Source organism: Nocardia bhagyanarayanae (genome assembly GCF_006716565.1).
Lineage (GTDB): Bacteria > Actinomycetota > Actinomycetes > Mycobacteriales > Mycobacteriaceae > Nocardia > Nocardia bhagyanarayanae.
Window position 1 is genome coordinate 4276857 of record NZ_VFPG01000001.1, and the last position, 15516, is coordinate 4292372.

12 protein-coding genes and 1 pseudogene are annotated in these 15516 nt (G+C 66.1%); 3 read left to right on the forward strand and 10 right to left on the reverse strand.

The features are described 5' to 3' along the window. Nucleotides 1–42: 42 nt before the first annotated feature. The 5 genes and pseudogenes from FB390_RS18415 to FB390_RS18435 all read right to left on the reverse strand — a co-directional run bounded on the left by FB390_RS18415 (nucleotide 43) and on the right by FB390_RS18435 (nucleotide 6476). Entirely contained in the window at nucleotides 43–2763 is a 2721-nt protein-coding gene (locus tag FB390_RS18415; RefSeq protein WP_141810041.1) for a helix-turn-helix transcriptional regulator, read from the reverse strand. 459 nt (nucleotides 2764–3222) lie between these two features. Continuing rightward, nucleotides 3223–4035 (reverse strand): alpha/beta fold hydrolase, encoded by an 813-nt coding sequence (locus tag FB390_RS18420; protein WP_221639293.1) that lies wholly within the window; start codon nucleotides 4033–4035, stop codon nucleotides 3223–3225. A 269-nt stretch (nucleotides 4036–4304) separates the two neighbouring features. Further along, nucleotides 4305–5114, reverse strand: a complete 810-nt coding sequence (locus FB390_RS18425; protein ID WP_281292339.1) for an alpha/beta hydrolase — start codon at nucleotides 5112–5114, stop codon at nucleotides 4305–4307. Beyond that, nucleotides 5005–5625 (reverse strand): annotated as a pseudogene (locus tag FB390_RS18430) (carboxymuconolactone decarboxylase family protein); the annotation flags it as partial. The gene FB390_RS18425 and the pseudogene FB390_RS18430, both read right to left, overlap by 110 nt. A gap of 11 nt (nucleotides 5626–5636) precedes the next feature. Beyond that, nucleotides 5637–6476, reverse strand: a complete 840-nt coding sequence (locus FB390_RS18435) for an SDR family oxidoreductase (protein ID WP_141810045.1) — start codon at nucleotides 6474–6476, stop codon at nucleotides 5637–5639. A gap of 755 nt (nucleotides 6477–7231) precedes the next feature. Between FB390_RS18435 and FB390_RS18440 the strand changes: the two genes are divergently transcribed. After that, nucleotides 7232–7726 (forward strand): DUF6301 family protein, encoded by a 495-nt coding sequence (locus FB390_RS18440; RefSeq protein ID WP_141810046.1) that lies wholly within the window; start codon nucleotides 7232–7234, stop codon nucleotides 7724–7726. A gap of 17 nt (nucleotides 7727–7743) precedes the next feature. Beyond that, complete coding sequence (locus FB390_RS18445; RefSeq protein ID WP_141810047.1) at nucleotides 7744–8193, forward strand: TY-Chap domain-containing protein; 450 nt, start codon at nucleotides 7744–7746, stop codon at nucleotides 8191–8193. Nucleotides 8194–8365: 172 nt separating this feature from the next. On the opposite strand, the gene FB390_RS18450 is transcribed toward FB390_RS18445, so the two are convergent. Beyond that, nucleotides 8366–9205: a LysR family transcriptional regulator gene (locus FB390_RS18450; protein WP_141810048.1), complete on the reverse strand. Its 840-nt coding sequence runs from the start codon at nucleotides 9203–9205 to the stop codon at nucleotides 8366–8368. A gap of 105 nt (nucleotides 9206–9310) precedes the next feature. Between FB390_RS18450 and FB390_RS18455 the strand changes: the two genes are divergently transcribed. Beyond that, on the forward strand, nucleotides 9311–10036 hold the full coding sequence (locus tag FB390_RS18455; RefSeq protein ID WP_141810049.1) for an SDR family oxidoreductase: 726 nt from the start codon (nucleotides 9311–9313) through the stop codon (nucleotides 10034–10036). A gap of 171 nt (nucleotides 10037–10207) precedes the next feature. Here the strand turns inward: FB390_RS18455 and FB390_RS18460 are convergent, their stop codons facing one another. Genes FB390_RS18460 through FB390_RS18475 form a run of 4 tightly spaced genes read right to left on the reverse strand, consistent with a single transcriptional unit; the run spans nucleotide 10208 to nucleotide 15235 of the window. Continuing rightward, nucleotides 10208–10996: a class I SAM-dependent methyltransferase gene (locus FB390_RS18460; protein ID WP_141810050.1), complete on the reverse strand. Its 789-nt coding sequence runs from the start codon at nucleotides 10994–10996 to the stop codon at nucleotides 10208–10210. Continuing rightward, on the reverse strand, nucleotides 10996–12243 hold the full coding sequence (locus tag FB390_RS18465; RefSeq protein ID WP_141810051.1) for a glycosyltransferase family 4 protein: 1248 nt from the start codon (nucleotides 12241–12243) through the stop codon (nucleotides 10996–10998). The genes FB390_RS18460 and FB390_RS18465 overlap by 1 nt, the downstream gene beginning before the upstream one ends. Continuing rightward, nucleotides 12225–14795, reverse strand: a complete 2571-nt coding sequence (locus FB390_RS18470; protein ID WP_185757077.1) for a tetratricopeptide repeat protein — start codon at nucleotides 14793–14795, stop codon at nucleotides 12225–12227. The genes FB390_RS18465 and FB390_RS18470 overlap by 19 nt, the downstream gene beginning before the upstream one ends. A 38-nt stretch (nucleotides 14796–14833) precedes the next feature. Then, nucleotides 14834–15235, reverse strand: a complete 402-nt coding sequence (locus tag FB390_RS18475; RefSeq protein ID WP_141810053.1) for a hypothetical protein — start codon at nucleotides 15233–15235, stop codon at nucleotides 14834–14836. Between the last annotated feature and the right edge of the window lie 281 nt (nucleotides 15236–15516).

Consider the following 15516-nt stretch of genomic DNA (forward strand, 5'->3'; position numbering starts at 1 on the left):
TCGCTTCCGTCATCCGACTGGCGGTGAGGTGCTGTTCGGGGGTCACGACACCAGCCTGGCCAGCTCCGCGCGTGAGGTGATGCCCAGCTTGGGGAATGCCTTGTACAGGTGATAGGCGACGGTGCGCGGGCTGAGAAACAGCTGCGCGCCGATTTGGCGGTTGGATGCGCCTGTGACGGCCAGCCGGACTACCTGAAGTTCCTGCGGCGTCAGCACGATCAGCGGATCGCTCACGCGGGAATGGTTGGGCACGGAATGTCCGGTCGCGCGCAGTTCGGCGGCGGCGCGGTCCGACCAGACGGCCGCGCCGAGCCGGTCGAAGGTCTCCATGGCGGCTTGCAGTTGCGGGCGTGCATCGACGCGACGCCTGTTGCGGCGCAACCACTCTCCGTACACCAGGCGGGTACGTGCCTCGTCGTAGGGTTGCCGGTGTTCGGCGTGCAGCGCCAGGGATCGCTCGAAAAGCTCCTCCGCGGCGCTGTCGGGGGCCAGCAGCGCACGGGCCCGGTGCAGGATGGCGAGCGCCGCCGCTTGGCCGGTGCTCTCGACCCAGTCCGCGAGGGGCTTCAGCCGATCGTGGCCCCGTTGCGAATCGCCCAGCCGGACAGCGGCTTCGATGTAGTCCGGCCACGAATACCACCACAGGAAGGCGTGGCGGGTGGGACCGGTCATCGCCTGGTCCACTCGATCGAGCACCGAGTCGTAGCGACCCCGCCCGAGATCGAGGATCACCCGCGAGTACTCGGCCCAGCAGGCGGCCGGCATCCAAGCCCGGTGGTCCGCGCCCCGAATCGCCTGTTCCGTCAAGGAGATACACTCGGCCTCCGCCCGACTGACCGCGGACAGCCAGGCGTGCAGGCCCGCCAGGTAACCGCGCCACATCGGCTGGCCGACATCGGATGCCAAGGCCATGCCCGTGGTTGCCGTCGCCCGCGCGGATTGGTGTCGGCCGTTGAACAGCTGGGCGATGGCGAGGAGCGTCATGGCCTGAGGCATGCGTCCAAGTCGTCCTTCGGCCCGGCATTCCTCGACGAGTCCGGTCGCGCGCTCGAGCATGCTGTGTGCGCCTGCGCGGGCCAGGTCCTGAAACGCGATGAGGTAACGCAACTCCGGTGGTAGGTGATCGGCCGGAATCACGAAATCGGCCGCGGTCGCGGGCGTGCCCTCGACGAGGATGCGCAACGCGCGGTTGGCCGCGCGCACCGTGGTGGGCAGTCCTTCACCCTCCGGGCACATCTCCTCGGAGCGGCGAGCCAGCGCGAGCTGATCCGGATGGGCGGCGCTGGCCCAGGTGTAGTAGCCCGCCAGCGCGACCAGCGACAGCCTGGCTAGCATGTCGTCCGCGGCCTCGGCCCCCTCGTGCATGAGCCGCACGGCCGCCAAGGGCCGATCCGACCGGAGTTCCAATTTCGCGCGTACGTAGGCGAGCTGTGCCAAGACATCGCCCGTCGGTGTCGCCGCCTCGGCCTGGCGTCGTGCCCGGTCCACCAGTTCACCCGCGCGTTGCCACAGGCCCGCTTCGGTCGCGGCCTCGGCCGCGGCCGTCCACCGGCGAACAGCCGCACCGGGTTCGGTGGACAGCTCGGCCGCGCGAGCGTAGGTTGCCGACACCGCCGCCTGCCCACCGCGTTGCCGCGCACGCAGCGCCACAGTTTCGAGCTGCTCGGCCAATTCCCCATCGGGCCCGAGGGCGACGGCAGCGAGATGCCAAGCGCGTCGGTCGGCGTCTACCGCCGCGGCCAACGCCCGGTGCGCGTCCATCCGGGCGGCGATGTCGCAAGCCAGCAGCACCGCGGTACGCACCAGCGGATGCCGGAAGGCGACACCGTCCGGGCTCACCCCGACCAAGCCCGCCCGCTCGGCCACAGCGAAGTCCTCCAGCGAAGCGCCGAGCAAGCCGATCGCGTGCGCGAGCACATCCAACTCGTCGATGTGCTCCAACGCCGACACCAGCAAGCAGGAACGAGTGCCCTCCGGAAGCGCTGCGATCCGCGCGCGGAACCCCATCAGCACCCTGTCCGTCACAGGCTGTGCGGCACCCGGAGAAAAGGGCGGCAGGACCAGTGCGCCTCTGCGTTGCTCGGCGGTGAGCATGCGGGGCAGCTCGATCAGGGCGAGCGGATTGCCCATCGCCTCGGCGACGATCTGGTCCCGGACGGCGGGCGGCAGGTCCGAGGCCTGATCGTGGAGGAGCGTGCGGGCAGCCTCGTCGTCAAGGCAACCCGGCCGCAACTCGGGCAAATCCCATGCGGGGCAATCGTCCCCCGAGCACCACCCGCTCCTCGAGGCGAACAGCATGATGACAGGCTCGGCATGCAGGCGGCGGGCGGCGAACTGCAGGGCGTCGGAAGATTCACCGTCCAGCCATTGCGTGTCGTCGACCAGGCACACCACCGGGTTCGCCGCCGACAGCTCCACCAGCAGGCCGAGCGTCGCCAGCCCGACCAGGAACCGGTCGCCGTGCACGACGTCACCCATACCGAGTGCGGCGCGCAACGCGTTCGCCTGCTGCTGTGGCAACGCCTCCACCTCATCGAGCACTGGGCGCAGCAGCCGGTGCAGCGCGGCGAACGGAAGATCGGCCTCGGACTCGACACCGGCGACCCGCAACACCCGTGCCCGCGCCGCCGCGCCCGCGTACTCCAGCAGAGCCGACTTGCCGACGCCCGCCTCGCCGCGTACGACCAGCGCGCCGGACCCGCCCTTCAGCAACTCGTCTATGACGGACTGCTCCGCTTGCCGCCCGAACAGTATGGAACCCATCCAGCACGCCTATCCCTCGTGCCGTACGAAACACGGCACGGATCAGATTAGCGTGATGTTGTCCGGTCTTCTCGGTGTCGAATCGAAGCGGTCGGCTCCGTGCGGCCGGGACAGGACCGTGGGCCAGGTCCAATTATCCAGTGTGTCCAATTATCCAGTGCCGCCTTGCATTCGGCCACTTCGCGACCGTCGTCGGCCCAGGCCGCGTGCGATCTTCGGTCACTCCCTGACCGCAGCATCGATCGCAGCGGTCTGGTTCAGCGGTCAGGTCGGGATGCGACATGAACGCCTGCCGTTCGAAACTGTCCACAACGTGCGCACGCAGCAGCGGATCGAGCGGATTCACTCCTGCTCCCAGTCCGCCGGGGTCTGGACCGGGGACTCCGCCATCCAGCGCGCCCAGATGTCGATCGTCATGAGCCACTCCCTATTCCACAGATTCACTGGGATTCCCGCAGATCAGCGCAGGAATGCGGTGATGAGTGGGTTGGTTTGCGCTGGGCAGTCTTCGTGGACGGTGTGCCCGCAGCCCGGGAGAGTGGTGGCCGTGGCGTTCGGGATTCGCGCGGCCAGTTCACCAGCTTGGGAGGCAGGGAGCCAGGTGTCCTCCGCACCCCACACCACGAGCGTGGGCGTAGTGACCCCAGCGAGGCCGGCGTCGGTGAGCCGATAGTCCAGGTTCCGCCACAGCGACAGGAAGCCGGCACGATTCGCTGGTCGGGAGAACGGTGCGTAGAGCTCATCGATCACCTCTTCGGTGACCAGGTGATCGTTGTGGAAGGTGCCGCGGATGCTGTCGGCGTAGAAGGACCGGGTGGTGAGGTCGGTGGCCAGTTCACCCAGCAGGGGTGTGGTGAACAGCGGTGTGACAGGGGCCTTTTCGGCGTCGAGTCCGGGAGCGTCGAGCAGGACGAGTCGCTCGACGCGGTCGGGATGCTGTTCGGCGAAGTACAGGCTCCAAGCCCCGCCCCACGAGTGACCGACGATAGCCGGCCGTTGTAGTCCGACGGCGTCGAGGAAGGTCGCGATGGCCTCCGACATCGCGGGCAGGTCATAGGCGAAGTCGTCGCGGTGCAGTTCGGTGAATCCCTGGCTGGGCAGATCGACGGCATAGACAGTGTGTTCGGTCGCCAGCGCCGGGACGACGTCCCGCCAGGAGTACCCCCACAGCCCGCCCCCCGCGATGAGCACGACGGGCGAGCCCGCCCCGGTGCGGGTGTAGTGGAATCGAGCGAGGTCGGTCTCGGCGTACCAGGACTCGACGCGAGACAAATACTGCGATTGATAGGGCGAGCTCGGAGGATCCCCGGCATATGCCACGGGAAAGGAGATGGCAGTGAGTGAGCCGAGCAGCACGGCCGCGGCCACTGCGAGTCGTTTGAACAACACTCTGGATCGCATGAGGAGAACTTTCTGATCATCGGGACAGTTACTCGACAGACGGGACGGCATCCCCCGATGTGACGGGATATGGGGTAGGTCACGTCGAGTCCGAGGTGCCGAAGCCGGATCGGCACCGTCTCACGGTGAGCCGTCGCGCATCACACCGATGCGGATGTGCGGCGGTAGAAGTCGATCTGGTCGGCGACCACTCGGTCCCGGAACTCGGGGTTGGTGTAGAAGGTGAAGTGGGTGCCGGGATGGACGACGAGTTCGCCGTGGGGGGCGCGGTCTGCCAGTTCGCGGCTGTTCTCCAGGGGTGTTTCCCGGTCCTCGGCGGCGACGCAGACCAGCAGGGGGCAGGACAGGCGGGCGGCGGATTCGGCGGGGTGGTAGCGCATCATCCGAAGCAGGCCCCTGGGGGCTACGGTTTTGCGCCACAAGGTGTTCTGGCCGCCGGTGAGAGCCTGGATGTGCTGTTCGGCCTCGGGACTCGCGGTCACGGCGAGTTCTCCGGGGTGGCCCACCATGGGGATGTAGTACGGTCGCACGCCCAGCCTGCCTCGTAGTGCGTCCCAGAGGATCGCACCCAGCAGCTTCAGCGTGTCACCGGTCGAGCGTCCCTCGACCTTCTTCGGGAATCCGTTGAACGGGATCTGCGCCACCACGGCGGCGATCCGGGGATCGCTTGCGGCCACGGTGATTACGTGTGCGCCGCCCAGCGAGTTGCCCCACAGCAGCACCCTGCCGGGGTCGATGCGTTCATGTTCCCGAGCGAAGGCAACGGCGGCGGCGATATCGGACCGACTGTCGGAAAACGCTGATGGGCCTCGTTCAGGAAAGGAGTTCCCGTGCGGCGGCCCAGGCCCGGGCGAGCCCAAACTCGGCCAGGCCGCGTAGCAGGTCGCGGAAGGTCTCCTCGGTGGCCCCGGCTGCCCTGGCCAGCTCGGCGTGCAGGCGCATCGATTCACCCAGCGTCTGATAGAAGACATCCACGGTCAGGCACGCGATCGCCCGTTCCCGGACGCTGAGATGCGGGCGAGCCCAACGCTGAGCCAATTGGTCCTCGGTGAAGGCGGCCAGACCGGGATCCACATCCTCCAGTACGCGGACCGCGCGGGCCAGCGCACCGGTCAGCGGCACCGGCTCCACCGGCTCGACGTCCTGCGCTTCGGGCAGGCCGAGTTCGCGCAAGCGCTGCAAGGCGGGAACCAGGATGGGGTAGCCCACGTAGGGGGCCAGGTGACGGTAGAGCTCCCGGATGCCCTCGGGTTCGACGCCATTGGCGAGGGCCATCCGCACGTGCATGGCCAGGGGCAGGTCCAGGTGCGGGTGGCACAGGTCGGAAGTCAAACAGACGAAGGCTTTCTCGCGCATCGTCAAATGCGGCAGACCCCACAGGTTCTGCCCCGCACCGACGGCGAGCTGGGCGAAGACAGGGTCGAGGGCGGTCAGTGCGTCGGCTCCGGCGAGCTGGGTCATGGGTGCTCCGTTCAGGACAGGCCCAGCCCGCGGCGGCGCAGGGCATCGAGGGTGTACTGCGGGACGATGCGGCCGAGCGTGCCCATCAACCGCGACTTCTTGCCGACCGGATAGCGGGAACGCGGCCTGCGTGCGGTCAGCGCGTGCAGCACGGCGCGAGCGACCACGTCCGGGCTCGACCCCGAACGTTCCTCGTCGAGCCCGCTGCTGACCATTGTCCGGTAGTCGTTGCCGTACAGCCGTCTGCCCTCGGGCCCGAGGGAGGCCAAGCGGGGTTCGACCTCATCCTCGAGCTTGTCCACAGCCTCGGTGTGGATCGAGCCGGGTTCGATGAGAACCGCTCGCACGCCAAAGGGTTTCAGCTCCATGCGCAGTGCGTCGTTGATCGAGCGGATGGCGTGCTTGGAGGAGCAGAGCGGACCGCCGAAGGGTAGGGTGATCCAACTGCCCACAGAGCCGATGGTGACCAGTCGGCCGTGTGCGGCGCGCAGCATCGGCAGCATAGCCTGGGTGACGGTGACCTGGCCGAACACATTGACCTCGTACTGCCTGCGCCACTCGGCCAGCGGAACGAACTCGACCGGTCCAGTCACACCGATTCCGGCGTTGTTGACCAGCGCGTCGAGGCGGCCCAAGCGTTCGGCGACCTCGGCGATCCGGTCCGGATCGGTGATATCGAACTGGATCGGGGTGACGGTATCGCCGAGCGCCTGCCCGTCGGGCACCTTCCGCACGCCGGCGTAGACGGTGAAGCCCTCCTTGGCCAACAGCAGCGCGGTGGCCCGCCCGATACCGGTGGAGGCACCGGTCACCAGGACGGTCGCTGAGCGGGGTTCGGATCGTTTTGCCATAGCCGAACGCTACGACGACCGCGGTGCCGGTCGCGTCCGTCGAATGACTGGTCTGTGTCCGGGCTCGCATCGGTGAGGTGACGCGTGCCCGTCGTGAGGAGGGTGCCTGCCTCCCGGCAGTGCGCGCGGTTGTCGGCGCCATTTTCGGTGCGGGATTCTCGCCGTCCGCACAACACCGCATCCACCAGCTCGAACACCGCGTCCGCCCGCCGGGTCACACACCGATAGAACTCCTGGACGAGGCTGTGCCCCCCTGCTCGGTCGTAGGACCGCCGCGAACAACTCGACCTTCGAAACCCGCCGCCATGGACACGCTCGTCGAGTCGGATCGTGCCCACCATGCTCACCCCGACCAGGCAGAGACTATGCGGAGATTCACCAGTATCGACCTGCCCGACACGCCAGGTCGGCGGAGATTCGTCAGCAAACCGCGCTGGGATTCACCAGTGAAGCCGTGCGGCGCTGGACGAGGTAATCGACGGGAACAGACCAGGTCGACTCCGACTTGTGAACGGCGCCTTTACTTCTCGGTGCCAAGCAACTGACGACGGGGCGCGCTCACCCGGCATGAGGGGGCGTCTCAGCCCGACGCGGGGCCCGGTAGCGTGGCCGAGCGCTCAGCGGCATGAGAATGTGCTGTGTCGGGGAGATCAGATACCTTCCCGCGCATGGCATCCGTGTTGTCCCGAGCCGGTTGTTCGTACCGGTCGGGTCGGTACGGGGCTCGACCAGTCCAGCTCTGAAGGAAGCTTTCATTGCACGTCGACATCGAAGGCGCGGTTCGAACCGCGCGCATGGCCGCCGAGTTCGGCTGGACTTGGTACCTCGACAAGGATCTTCCCGGATTTTGCGATGTCGCGGGGTGGAGCCTCGGCGAATCCACCGAGTACCGCACGACCCTGCATACGAATCTGCGGCTGCAACGGCCCCATGCGTCGGTCACTCGACGGAAACGAATGTTCGACGAGATGTCAGTGCTCGTCAGCGACGAGATCGCCTCTTCTGCTTCATGGGCACAAAGGCAGCGATCTCTGGTCGATGGCTTCGCGGCCCTTGGTGACGGACTGTTTCCAGTCATGGGTAGTCCCACCCGATTGGCGCCGGGCGAAGACGCGATGATGAGTTGGGAACATCCGCGCGTATGGATCGAGCTGAAAGTTGTGTACAACACCGTCAACTTGAACCTCATCAGTCAGGAATGGCAAGCGACAGCAGATGCTGAAGCAAGATACGAGGCCGGTGACTGGTGAGCATTCGGGGTGCCGACATGAACGCGATGAGCCTCGATACCGCGTGGCGGGAGTTCTCCGCGGGGTTGGCGTTGGCCTTGTCGTGTATGCCCGCCGAGGCGTACTTGGTGCTCAACGCCTCTGATGGCCGGTATGCCCGCTTCTATGTGAGTACGCCCGTGTTGTGGTGCGAGATCGTTCACAATGACCAACTCGCCGAAGAACGGCGGATGCCGAAGCGAGTCGAAGCACTTCTGCAGGAACAAGGTTGGGCCGGGCCGGTTGACGGGGAGTCGGTCAACTGGCATCGCTTGGTCGCCTGGCCCGTGCCTTTCCGTGCCTACGAAATGGTCGCCGACCATGTATCGGTAGCGCTGAGTCAGGGTCTAAAGGTGGCCGATCCGACCGAGTTCGACATCGATGCCTGGATCAAGGGCTCGAACGAGACCTTCAATATCGCGGCCTTGACGGCTGTCGTAGAGAATTGACCACGACAGCCGCAACCAGACCGCGAGATGCCACCAGCCCGAGTGCGTACATCGCCTTGGCGTTGCCCGCATCGGCGGCGCGGCGGTACCAGGGGCTCTGCCTCCTCGATCTCATCTTGCGCAAGAAAGGGGACGGCGAGGGCGAGATACGGTCGGCGAACAGTGGTGTCGGTTAGAGGTGTGTCGCGGTGTGGACGAGGTCGGCAACGGCTTTGGATCTGCTGTGTGGCGGCCAAGCGATGACGGTCGTGACGGCCGGTGCGTCCGGCACGGGCACGACGGCGTGATCGTCGCGTAGCTGGGTTCGCAGTGACTCGGGCACGACCGCGCAGGCCAGTCCGAGTGCGATCAGTTGGAATAGTTGGGTGTGGTCGCGCACCTGCGGGCCGGGGCCGTCCGGATAGCTGCCATCCCGTGCAGGCCAGCGCGGCAGGGGCAGGTCCGTCAAGGTGTCGACCTCGGACAACCGCACATGGCCCCGGTCGGCGAGGGGATGTCCCGCTGGCAGGACCACGACCTGCTGTTCGGTGTGCAGATCCTCGGTGTCGAATCCGGCTGTCGTGTCGTAAGGCCGGTGGAGCAGAGCAACGTCGGCACGTCCGTTGCGTAGCAGACTTTCCGGCTGGCCTGGCCCGCAGAGCATCACCTCGACTGCCACGGCGCCCGGTTCGGCGGCGTAGGCGTGCAGCAGCTTCGACAACAGTTCGCTGGACGCTCCGGCCTTGGTTGCCAGCACCACACCGGGCTGGTCGGCCGCGGCACGGCGGGTTCGCCGCTCGGCGGCTTCGACCGCGTCGAGCGCGGTCCGGGCCTCCCGCAGCAGCACCGCCCCGGCCTCGGTCAAAGTGATGGCGCGAGCGGTGCGGTGTAGCAGGACGACTCCGAGCCGCCGTTCGAGCTGCTGGATGGCTCGCGACAGTGGTGGTTGCGCCATCGAGAGCCGTTGTGCCGCCCGCCCGAAGTGCAACTCCTCGGCGACGGCGACGAAGTATCGCATCTCCCGCGTCTCCACCACGTCATGGTATTCGGCGCTGACCACGACCGATACCCGTGCGGTATCGCCGCCCACCCGATCGGTCTTGGACGCCGCACCCGCAGCCGCAGCAGGATCGGCGGTGTGAGTGAACAGACGATCGCGCTGGTGACCGGCGCGAACAAGGGAATCGGATACGAAATCGCCGCCGGCCTGGGCGCTCTCGGCTGGCGAATCGGTGTGGGCGCGCGCGATCGGCAACGCCGCGACACCGCGGTGGAGAAGCTGCGCGCGGCCGGCACCGATGCGTTCGGTGTGCCGCTCGACGTGACCGACGACGCGAGTGTGGCCGCAGCGGCCGAATTGATCGCCGGCCATGCCGGAGGGCTCGATGTTCTGGTCAACAACGCCGCGATCACCGGCGGTATGCCGCAGACACCGACCACGGTCGGTCCCGCGACCGTGCGAGCTGTCGTGGAAACCAACGTGATCGGGGTCATCCGGGTCACCAACGCGATGCTGCCGATGCTGCGCGCTTCGTCCGCACCGCGGATCGTCAACATGTCCAGCAGCGTCGGCTCGCTCGCCCTGCAAACCACACCCGGCATCGACATGGGCCAGGTTCCCGCCGCCTACTTGGCCTCGAAGACCTTCCTCAACGCCCTCACCATCCAATACGCCAAGGAACTGGGCGATACCAACATCTTGATCAACTCCGGCTGTCCCGGTTTCACCGCCACCGACCTCAACGGCTTTCGCGGCGTCCGCACACCGCAACAGGGCGCGGCCATCGCGATTCACCTCGCGACCCTGCCCGATGGCGGACCGACCGGCGGATTCTTCGACGACGCCGGAACGGTGCCCTGGTGACGGGCACACCGGTGCCGGCAAGGTAGCGATCCCGCCGGGGTCGGCGTCGGAGTCGACCGATTCTCGATCGGCGACGAGGTGATCGGGTTCTCCGAGAAGCGGGCCGCCCAGGCCGAGTTGGTCCTGGTCGTCGTCGACCACCTCACTCTCCAGCGACCGGCCGATGAGGGATCAGATCCTGTTCAGCACGAACATCTGCGCCAACTGCGGGTAGCTGTTGTTGATGGCATATCGCTCCAGGTTCGACAACACCGCCTGTGCGTCGAAATCTTCGAACCCGACCAACTCGGCGGGTACGCCATGGCAGAGTGTCAGACCGGATTGCTCGACAAGCCACCGCACCGACACGTTCGTTCCCCACTCATTGCGGCGCCTGAGAGTGAACGGCTCGAGGTTCAGAAACAGATCCACAGACACCACGAATGCCCCACCGGGCCGCAGAATACGACCTACTTCGGTGAGAACCGCAACGATTTCATCGAGCGCCAGGTGTTCTATGGTCGACAGGCAGTAGACCAGGTCGACCGAGTCCGCCGCGATGCGGGCGTCCCGCAGTGTTCCAAGGTGCAGCCTTACTTGGGTGCCGAACCACTGGTTCATTTGCCGATGTGCCGCAATGGGATCCGTTATCGGAGCTTCCGGCGCACCGAATGGCAGAAACGGGTCGACATTGAGAACGGAAGCGCCGCACTGCGCGAGGACGAATTGGAAACCGGATAACGCGCCGCCGACCTCCACTACGTTCAGCCCTGGTTGCACCGGCCGGGCGTGAAATGCCCACGGATACTCCACGGATCGGGTCGTACTGTTGCGCTGTGCTGCGAAACAGCCTGCGGACAGAGCGTCATCGCGCGACACGACGCGGTCGAATCGCAGCCGTTCGCTGCCGAAACCGAAGGGCGCGCCCCACTGGAGATTCCATCGGCGGTAGCTGTCCGGCAGCGCACGTCGGGCCAGCATTACGACCTGCTCGTGCTCGAACGGGACGCGCCCGCACGGTCGATCATCATCTGATAACAACGCTCCAACTCCTGTGCGGCCGCGCCCCAAGTCGGGAGCGGCCCACCGCTACCACGCTGCTGCCGCGGCACCGACACCAGGGCTTTGACCGCGTCGGCGAACTCCGCCGCATCGTCGGCGATATTCAGGACTTCTCGCTGTGCCGAGGCGAGACCCTCGGCGCCTACACTGGTGGTGACAATCGCCGCGCCTGCTCGAAGTGCCTCGAGCACTTTGACTTTCACGCCGCCACCTACCCGGATCGGGCATACCACGACATGAGCCGAGCGGTAGAGCGCGTCGAGATTCGGCACGAGCCCGACTACTCGCACACCGGCGGCAGCAGCGCGATCAGCCAATGTCCGCGAGCTCGTATTCCCGACGAACGCGACGTCGATATCCGTTGTTCCCGAACGCAACCGCGGCAAGATCTCGTCGAGAAACCATTCCGCTCCGTCACGGCTGGGCCAGTAGTCGAAATTGGCGACATAGGCGATCAGAGGCGGTCCGGTCGTGCTCACCGGCGCGCCTTCAGTGCCCACCCCTCGCGGTAGCGTCGGCTCGTGATCGGCGCCATTGCCCACCACGTGGACATCGAGGTTCGCCTCGTCGGTCAGCATCCGTAATCGATCCTCCGGACTGACAGCGACAACGGATTCGGCGCGCCGCCACGCCTCCCGCTCGAAAGTCCTGGTCCGAAGCACCTGCTCCAGCAACATCTTTCGGCGCATGCGATCAATCGTCAACTCTGCTCGCTGTAGTAAGAGCGCATGCTCGACATTCTGAGTTCCGAGCAGGATCGGCCCGGGCCAACCGCCGGGCAGATGCTGCATGAGGTAGTAGCCTTCGACGTGGACGACGTCGGGCCTGTGCCGACGCAGACCACGTGCTATCTCCGCCGATGCGGATGCCGACGCGTGACGCGCAACGTGCCATGGTCGTGCATCGCCGCCGATCGGTGGCACTTCGGGGGCTTGAATATCAGTCGGCACCAATCTTATTCCGTGACACCGAGAGCGCAGGCGCCTCACCAACTGGCGATCCTCGTCGAACGTCTTTGTCACACAGATCATTTCGACGTGATGCTGGTCAGCTATACGCTCCATCAGCTCCAGTTCGCGGCGTCGTCCGCCGCTGGTAGCCACATGGGGCAGATGGCTGGTGACGACAGTTATCCGAAGGGCTTCCTTCATCGCGCCGTCAGCCATTCCGCCACGCTCGCAGCCCTGCGGTGTCCGATTTCGCCCAGAATCATCTGCGCCTCCTCCCCGAAGCGGCGTCCCTGTTCGCCTGTTCCGGCCCGTGCGAGCCCGAACAATGCGAGCCCCAGCAGGTCTCGGCGTTCACGCTGCTCCGCGATGCGTCTGGCCTGCTCGAATGCGGTTCGAGCGTCCGTGACATCGCCCGTCGACAGAAAGACCTCGCCGAACTCGAGTTCTATCAGCGCCGTGTGAATCCCGCCCGGTTCCCGTGCTGCCCGCTCCCGTCCCTCCCGCAGAGAAGCCAATGCCTCCGGGAACCGTCCGGCCAGCCGGTACATCCGCGCGCGGTATTCCAAGGCGTCGAGCAGTGGCTCCGACATCGCGCCCTTCCGTGCGATGTTCTCCGCTTGTTCCAGGTGCTCGACAGCCTCCGGCCTTTTCGCATCGATCTCGATGTCGGCCAAAGCGCCGAGGCATCGGCTCATCTTCTCCTCGTGACCGAAACGGCGCGCGAGTTCGAGTCCATACCGGAACTGCTGCTCGGCCTCATCAGTCTGTCCGGCGTCGCGCAGCGCGTGGCCGAGATTCGCCGCAAGCGACATTCGCTCCCGGTGGCCTGTGCGCTCGGCGAGCACGATCGCCTCACGGCAGAACTCGATCGACTCACCGTATTGGCACCGCCGGCGCGCCACTACCGCCAGTCCCTGTAAACCGTCGATCATCCGGTCGGCACGACCTTCGGCCCGAGCGAGTGCCAGGCATTCGCGGAAGCTTTCCTCGGCCGCCCCCACATCTTCGGCCGTGACCTGCATCCAGCCGCGCACCTGCAACAAGTCCGCCGCGACCGCGGGCTCGCCCACCGAGCGCGCGACTTCAACGCCTCGGTCCAGGGTCGCCAATGATGTCTCGAGCCGACCACTCACACCCAGCGACCAGCCGAGTCCATGCAGCGCCAGTGCCTCGGACCGTACTGAACCGATCTGCTCCGCAGTGCTCTTCGCCTGCTCGAAGTGATCGATTGCTTCCGGGATCCGACCCTGCATGGCGGTCACCCAGCCCAGACCGATTCGGATGTCGATCGACAGTTGACTATGGGGCCGCGCCAGCCGCATCGCCTGCGTGAGATACCGGTTCGACTCGGCGAGATCGCCGCGTTTGTCGTGCACGCGACCGAGGAAGTACACGAGTCGCGCGTCGTCGGGCCCCAGCTGGTCGAATGTGGGAAGTACTCGCTCGAGCTGCTCACCAGCGAGCGTGTACAGCCCGCGTGCGTCCAAGAAGTCGAACAGCGCCAGGACGCCGCGCTTGACCAGATCGTTCTCCCGCTGCTCACTGGCCGTGCGGAACGCCTCGAGGATCACGGGCAGCTCGCGTTCCAAATCCTCGAAATCGTCCCGATGGGATTCGACGTACTCGACGAAGTAGTTGATCATCCGGATGTTCACCTCGGGATGTGGTGTCAGAGCCGCCCGTGCGTAATCGCTGATCGTTTGGTGCAGTGTGTATCTCCCAGGACCGATAGGCTCCAGTAGGCCCGAGTCGGTGAGCTCATCCAGCTCCGCCTCCGTCGTACCGCCGACGGCGATCACCGCATCCTCACCGATGCTGACCGGCTTCGGCGGGAAGACACCGAGATCGCCCAGTAAGCGCCGAGCCGGCTCGGTGAGAGCGTCGACGCTGAGCTGGATGATCGACTGCAGCGACAGTGGTGTGCCTTCGCCGAGGCCGGGATGCCGGCTCAGGATGCCGATCGGCGCAGTCAGCCGCAGCAGATCGCCGTGATCCTGGCTCAGTCGGCGAACCGCGGTTCGGATTCGCCGTGGCTGTCCGGTGTGCTCGGCCACCCGCAACTGCCTACCGATCAGAGACAGCGCGAGCGGCAATCCCCCGGAAAGCCGGATCAGATCGCCTACTGCGTCGGGTTCGGTGGCGACTGCGATGGGGGCCAGCCGACGCAGCATCTCTCTCGAATCGGTATCGCTCAGCTCCCTCAGTGTGCACAGTTCGCCGTCACCGAATCGGAGCGCAACCTCTGGAATCCGAGTCGTCAGCAGATGCGCGCAGTTCGGCCCGCCGATGCGCAGCGTGAGCGCGTCCTCGATATGCCACGCGTCATCGATCACGATGAGCATGCGCCGGAGTCCGATCGCATCGCGGATTTGGGCGGCGCGGCTGGTCAGCGCCACCTGCTCGCCGGCTTGTTGTGCCAATCCCAGTGCTGACGACCAGGCTGCCAGCGCCGCGCGCAGGTCCGGTTCGCGCCCCAACCCGTGCCAGAGGACGCCATCGGAAAATCTGCCGAGCACCACCGGATCGTGCGCCAGCGCGATGGCAACGGCGGTCTTCCCGACACCCGGCAATCCGTTCACCGCGGAAATCGGCAGATTCGCACCCGACAGCAAACGTTCACGGAGGGTCGTGAAATCGCCATCACGCCCGACAAGCGAATTCTCCGCCATGGGCGGTGCCAGGTACGGGACGGTCGATCGACCGTTGTCGAAAACGAGGGTGACTGTGTTGTTGTTTCCCTGGACGACTCCCTGCACTGTCTCCGCCACGACCTGATTGGGCCGCCCAGCCGAAGTCGCCATGGAACTCAGCTTCCAGACGGAGGCTGCTGACCGAACGTCATGGACACCTGATTGCTATTTCCCTGGACCAGTCCTTGCACATCGCCCGCGACGGCGATCTGGAATCTTCCGGCCTCGGCCTCCTCAGGGAGGAGCAGCGTCATCAATTCTCGAGCCTTGCGGACGAGTTCGACATCCTTGGCGGCGTCGGCGGCTGTGAGCTCCGCTTCCAACGGCCCGCGCCAAACGTCGGGTTGCTCTTCGTGTCGAGCCAGAATGAGTTCACCACCCGGTCGACGCGCGAACAACCGGGCGACCTGCGCCTTCAGCCCGGCGTACAGGCTTCGGACCGCATCCGTCGCCGACTCTTGGAGGCTGGCAGCGGCTCCTGCGGCCAGCGCTGTGGCAATGAGCGTTACGGGGTCCATCGGACACCCCTCTCCGAATGTGCACACTCGATGGCCTCTGGCCCAGAACAAGTTTCGCTGCCCCATACCCCATGGGCGACGCCGAACAAGCATATCCATCGAAAGCGTGGCCCTCAGGCGTTTTCGGCCCGGCAGCCCCGGTTCAGCAGAGCGGACGCCACGGGTTCCGGGGGTGCGTTGCTCCCCGGAACGTTTCGGTCTCGTCTATCGGGCTAGTAACGGGCCTGCGCGCGAAGACGATCGACCATTGGACATCGGCGCGCGGAGGGGACGAGCATGAT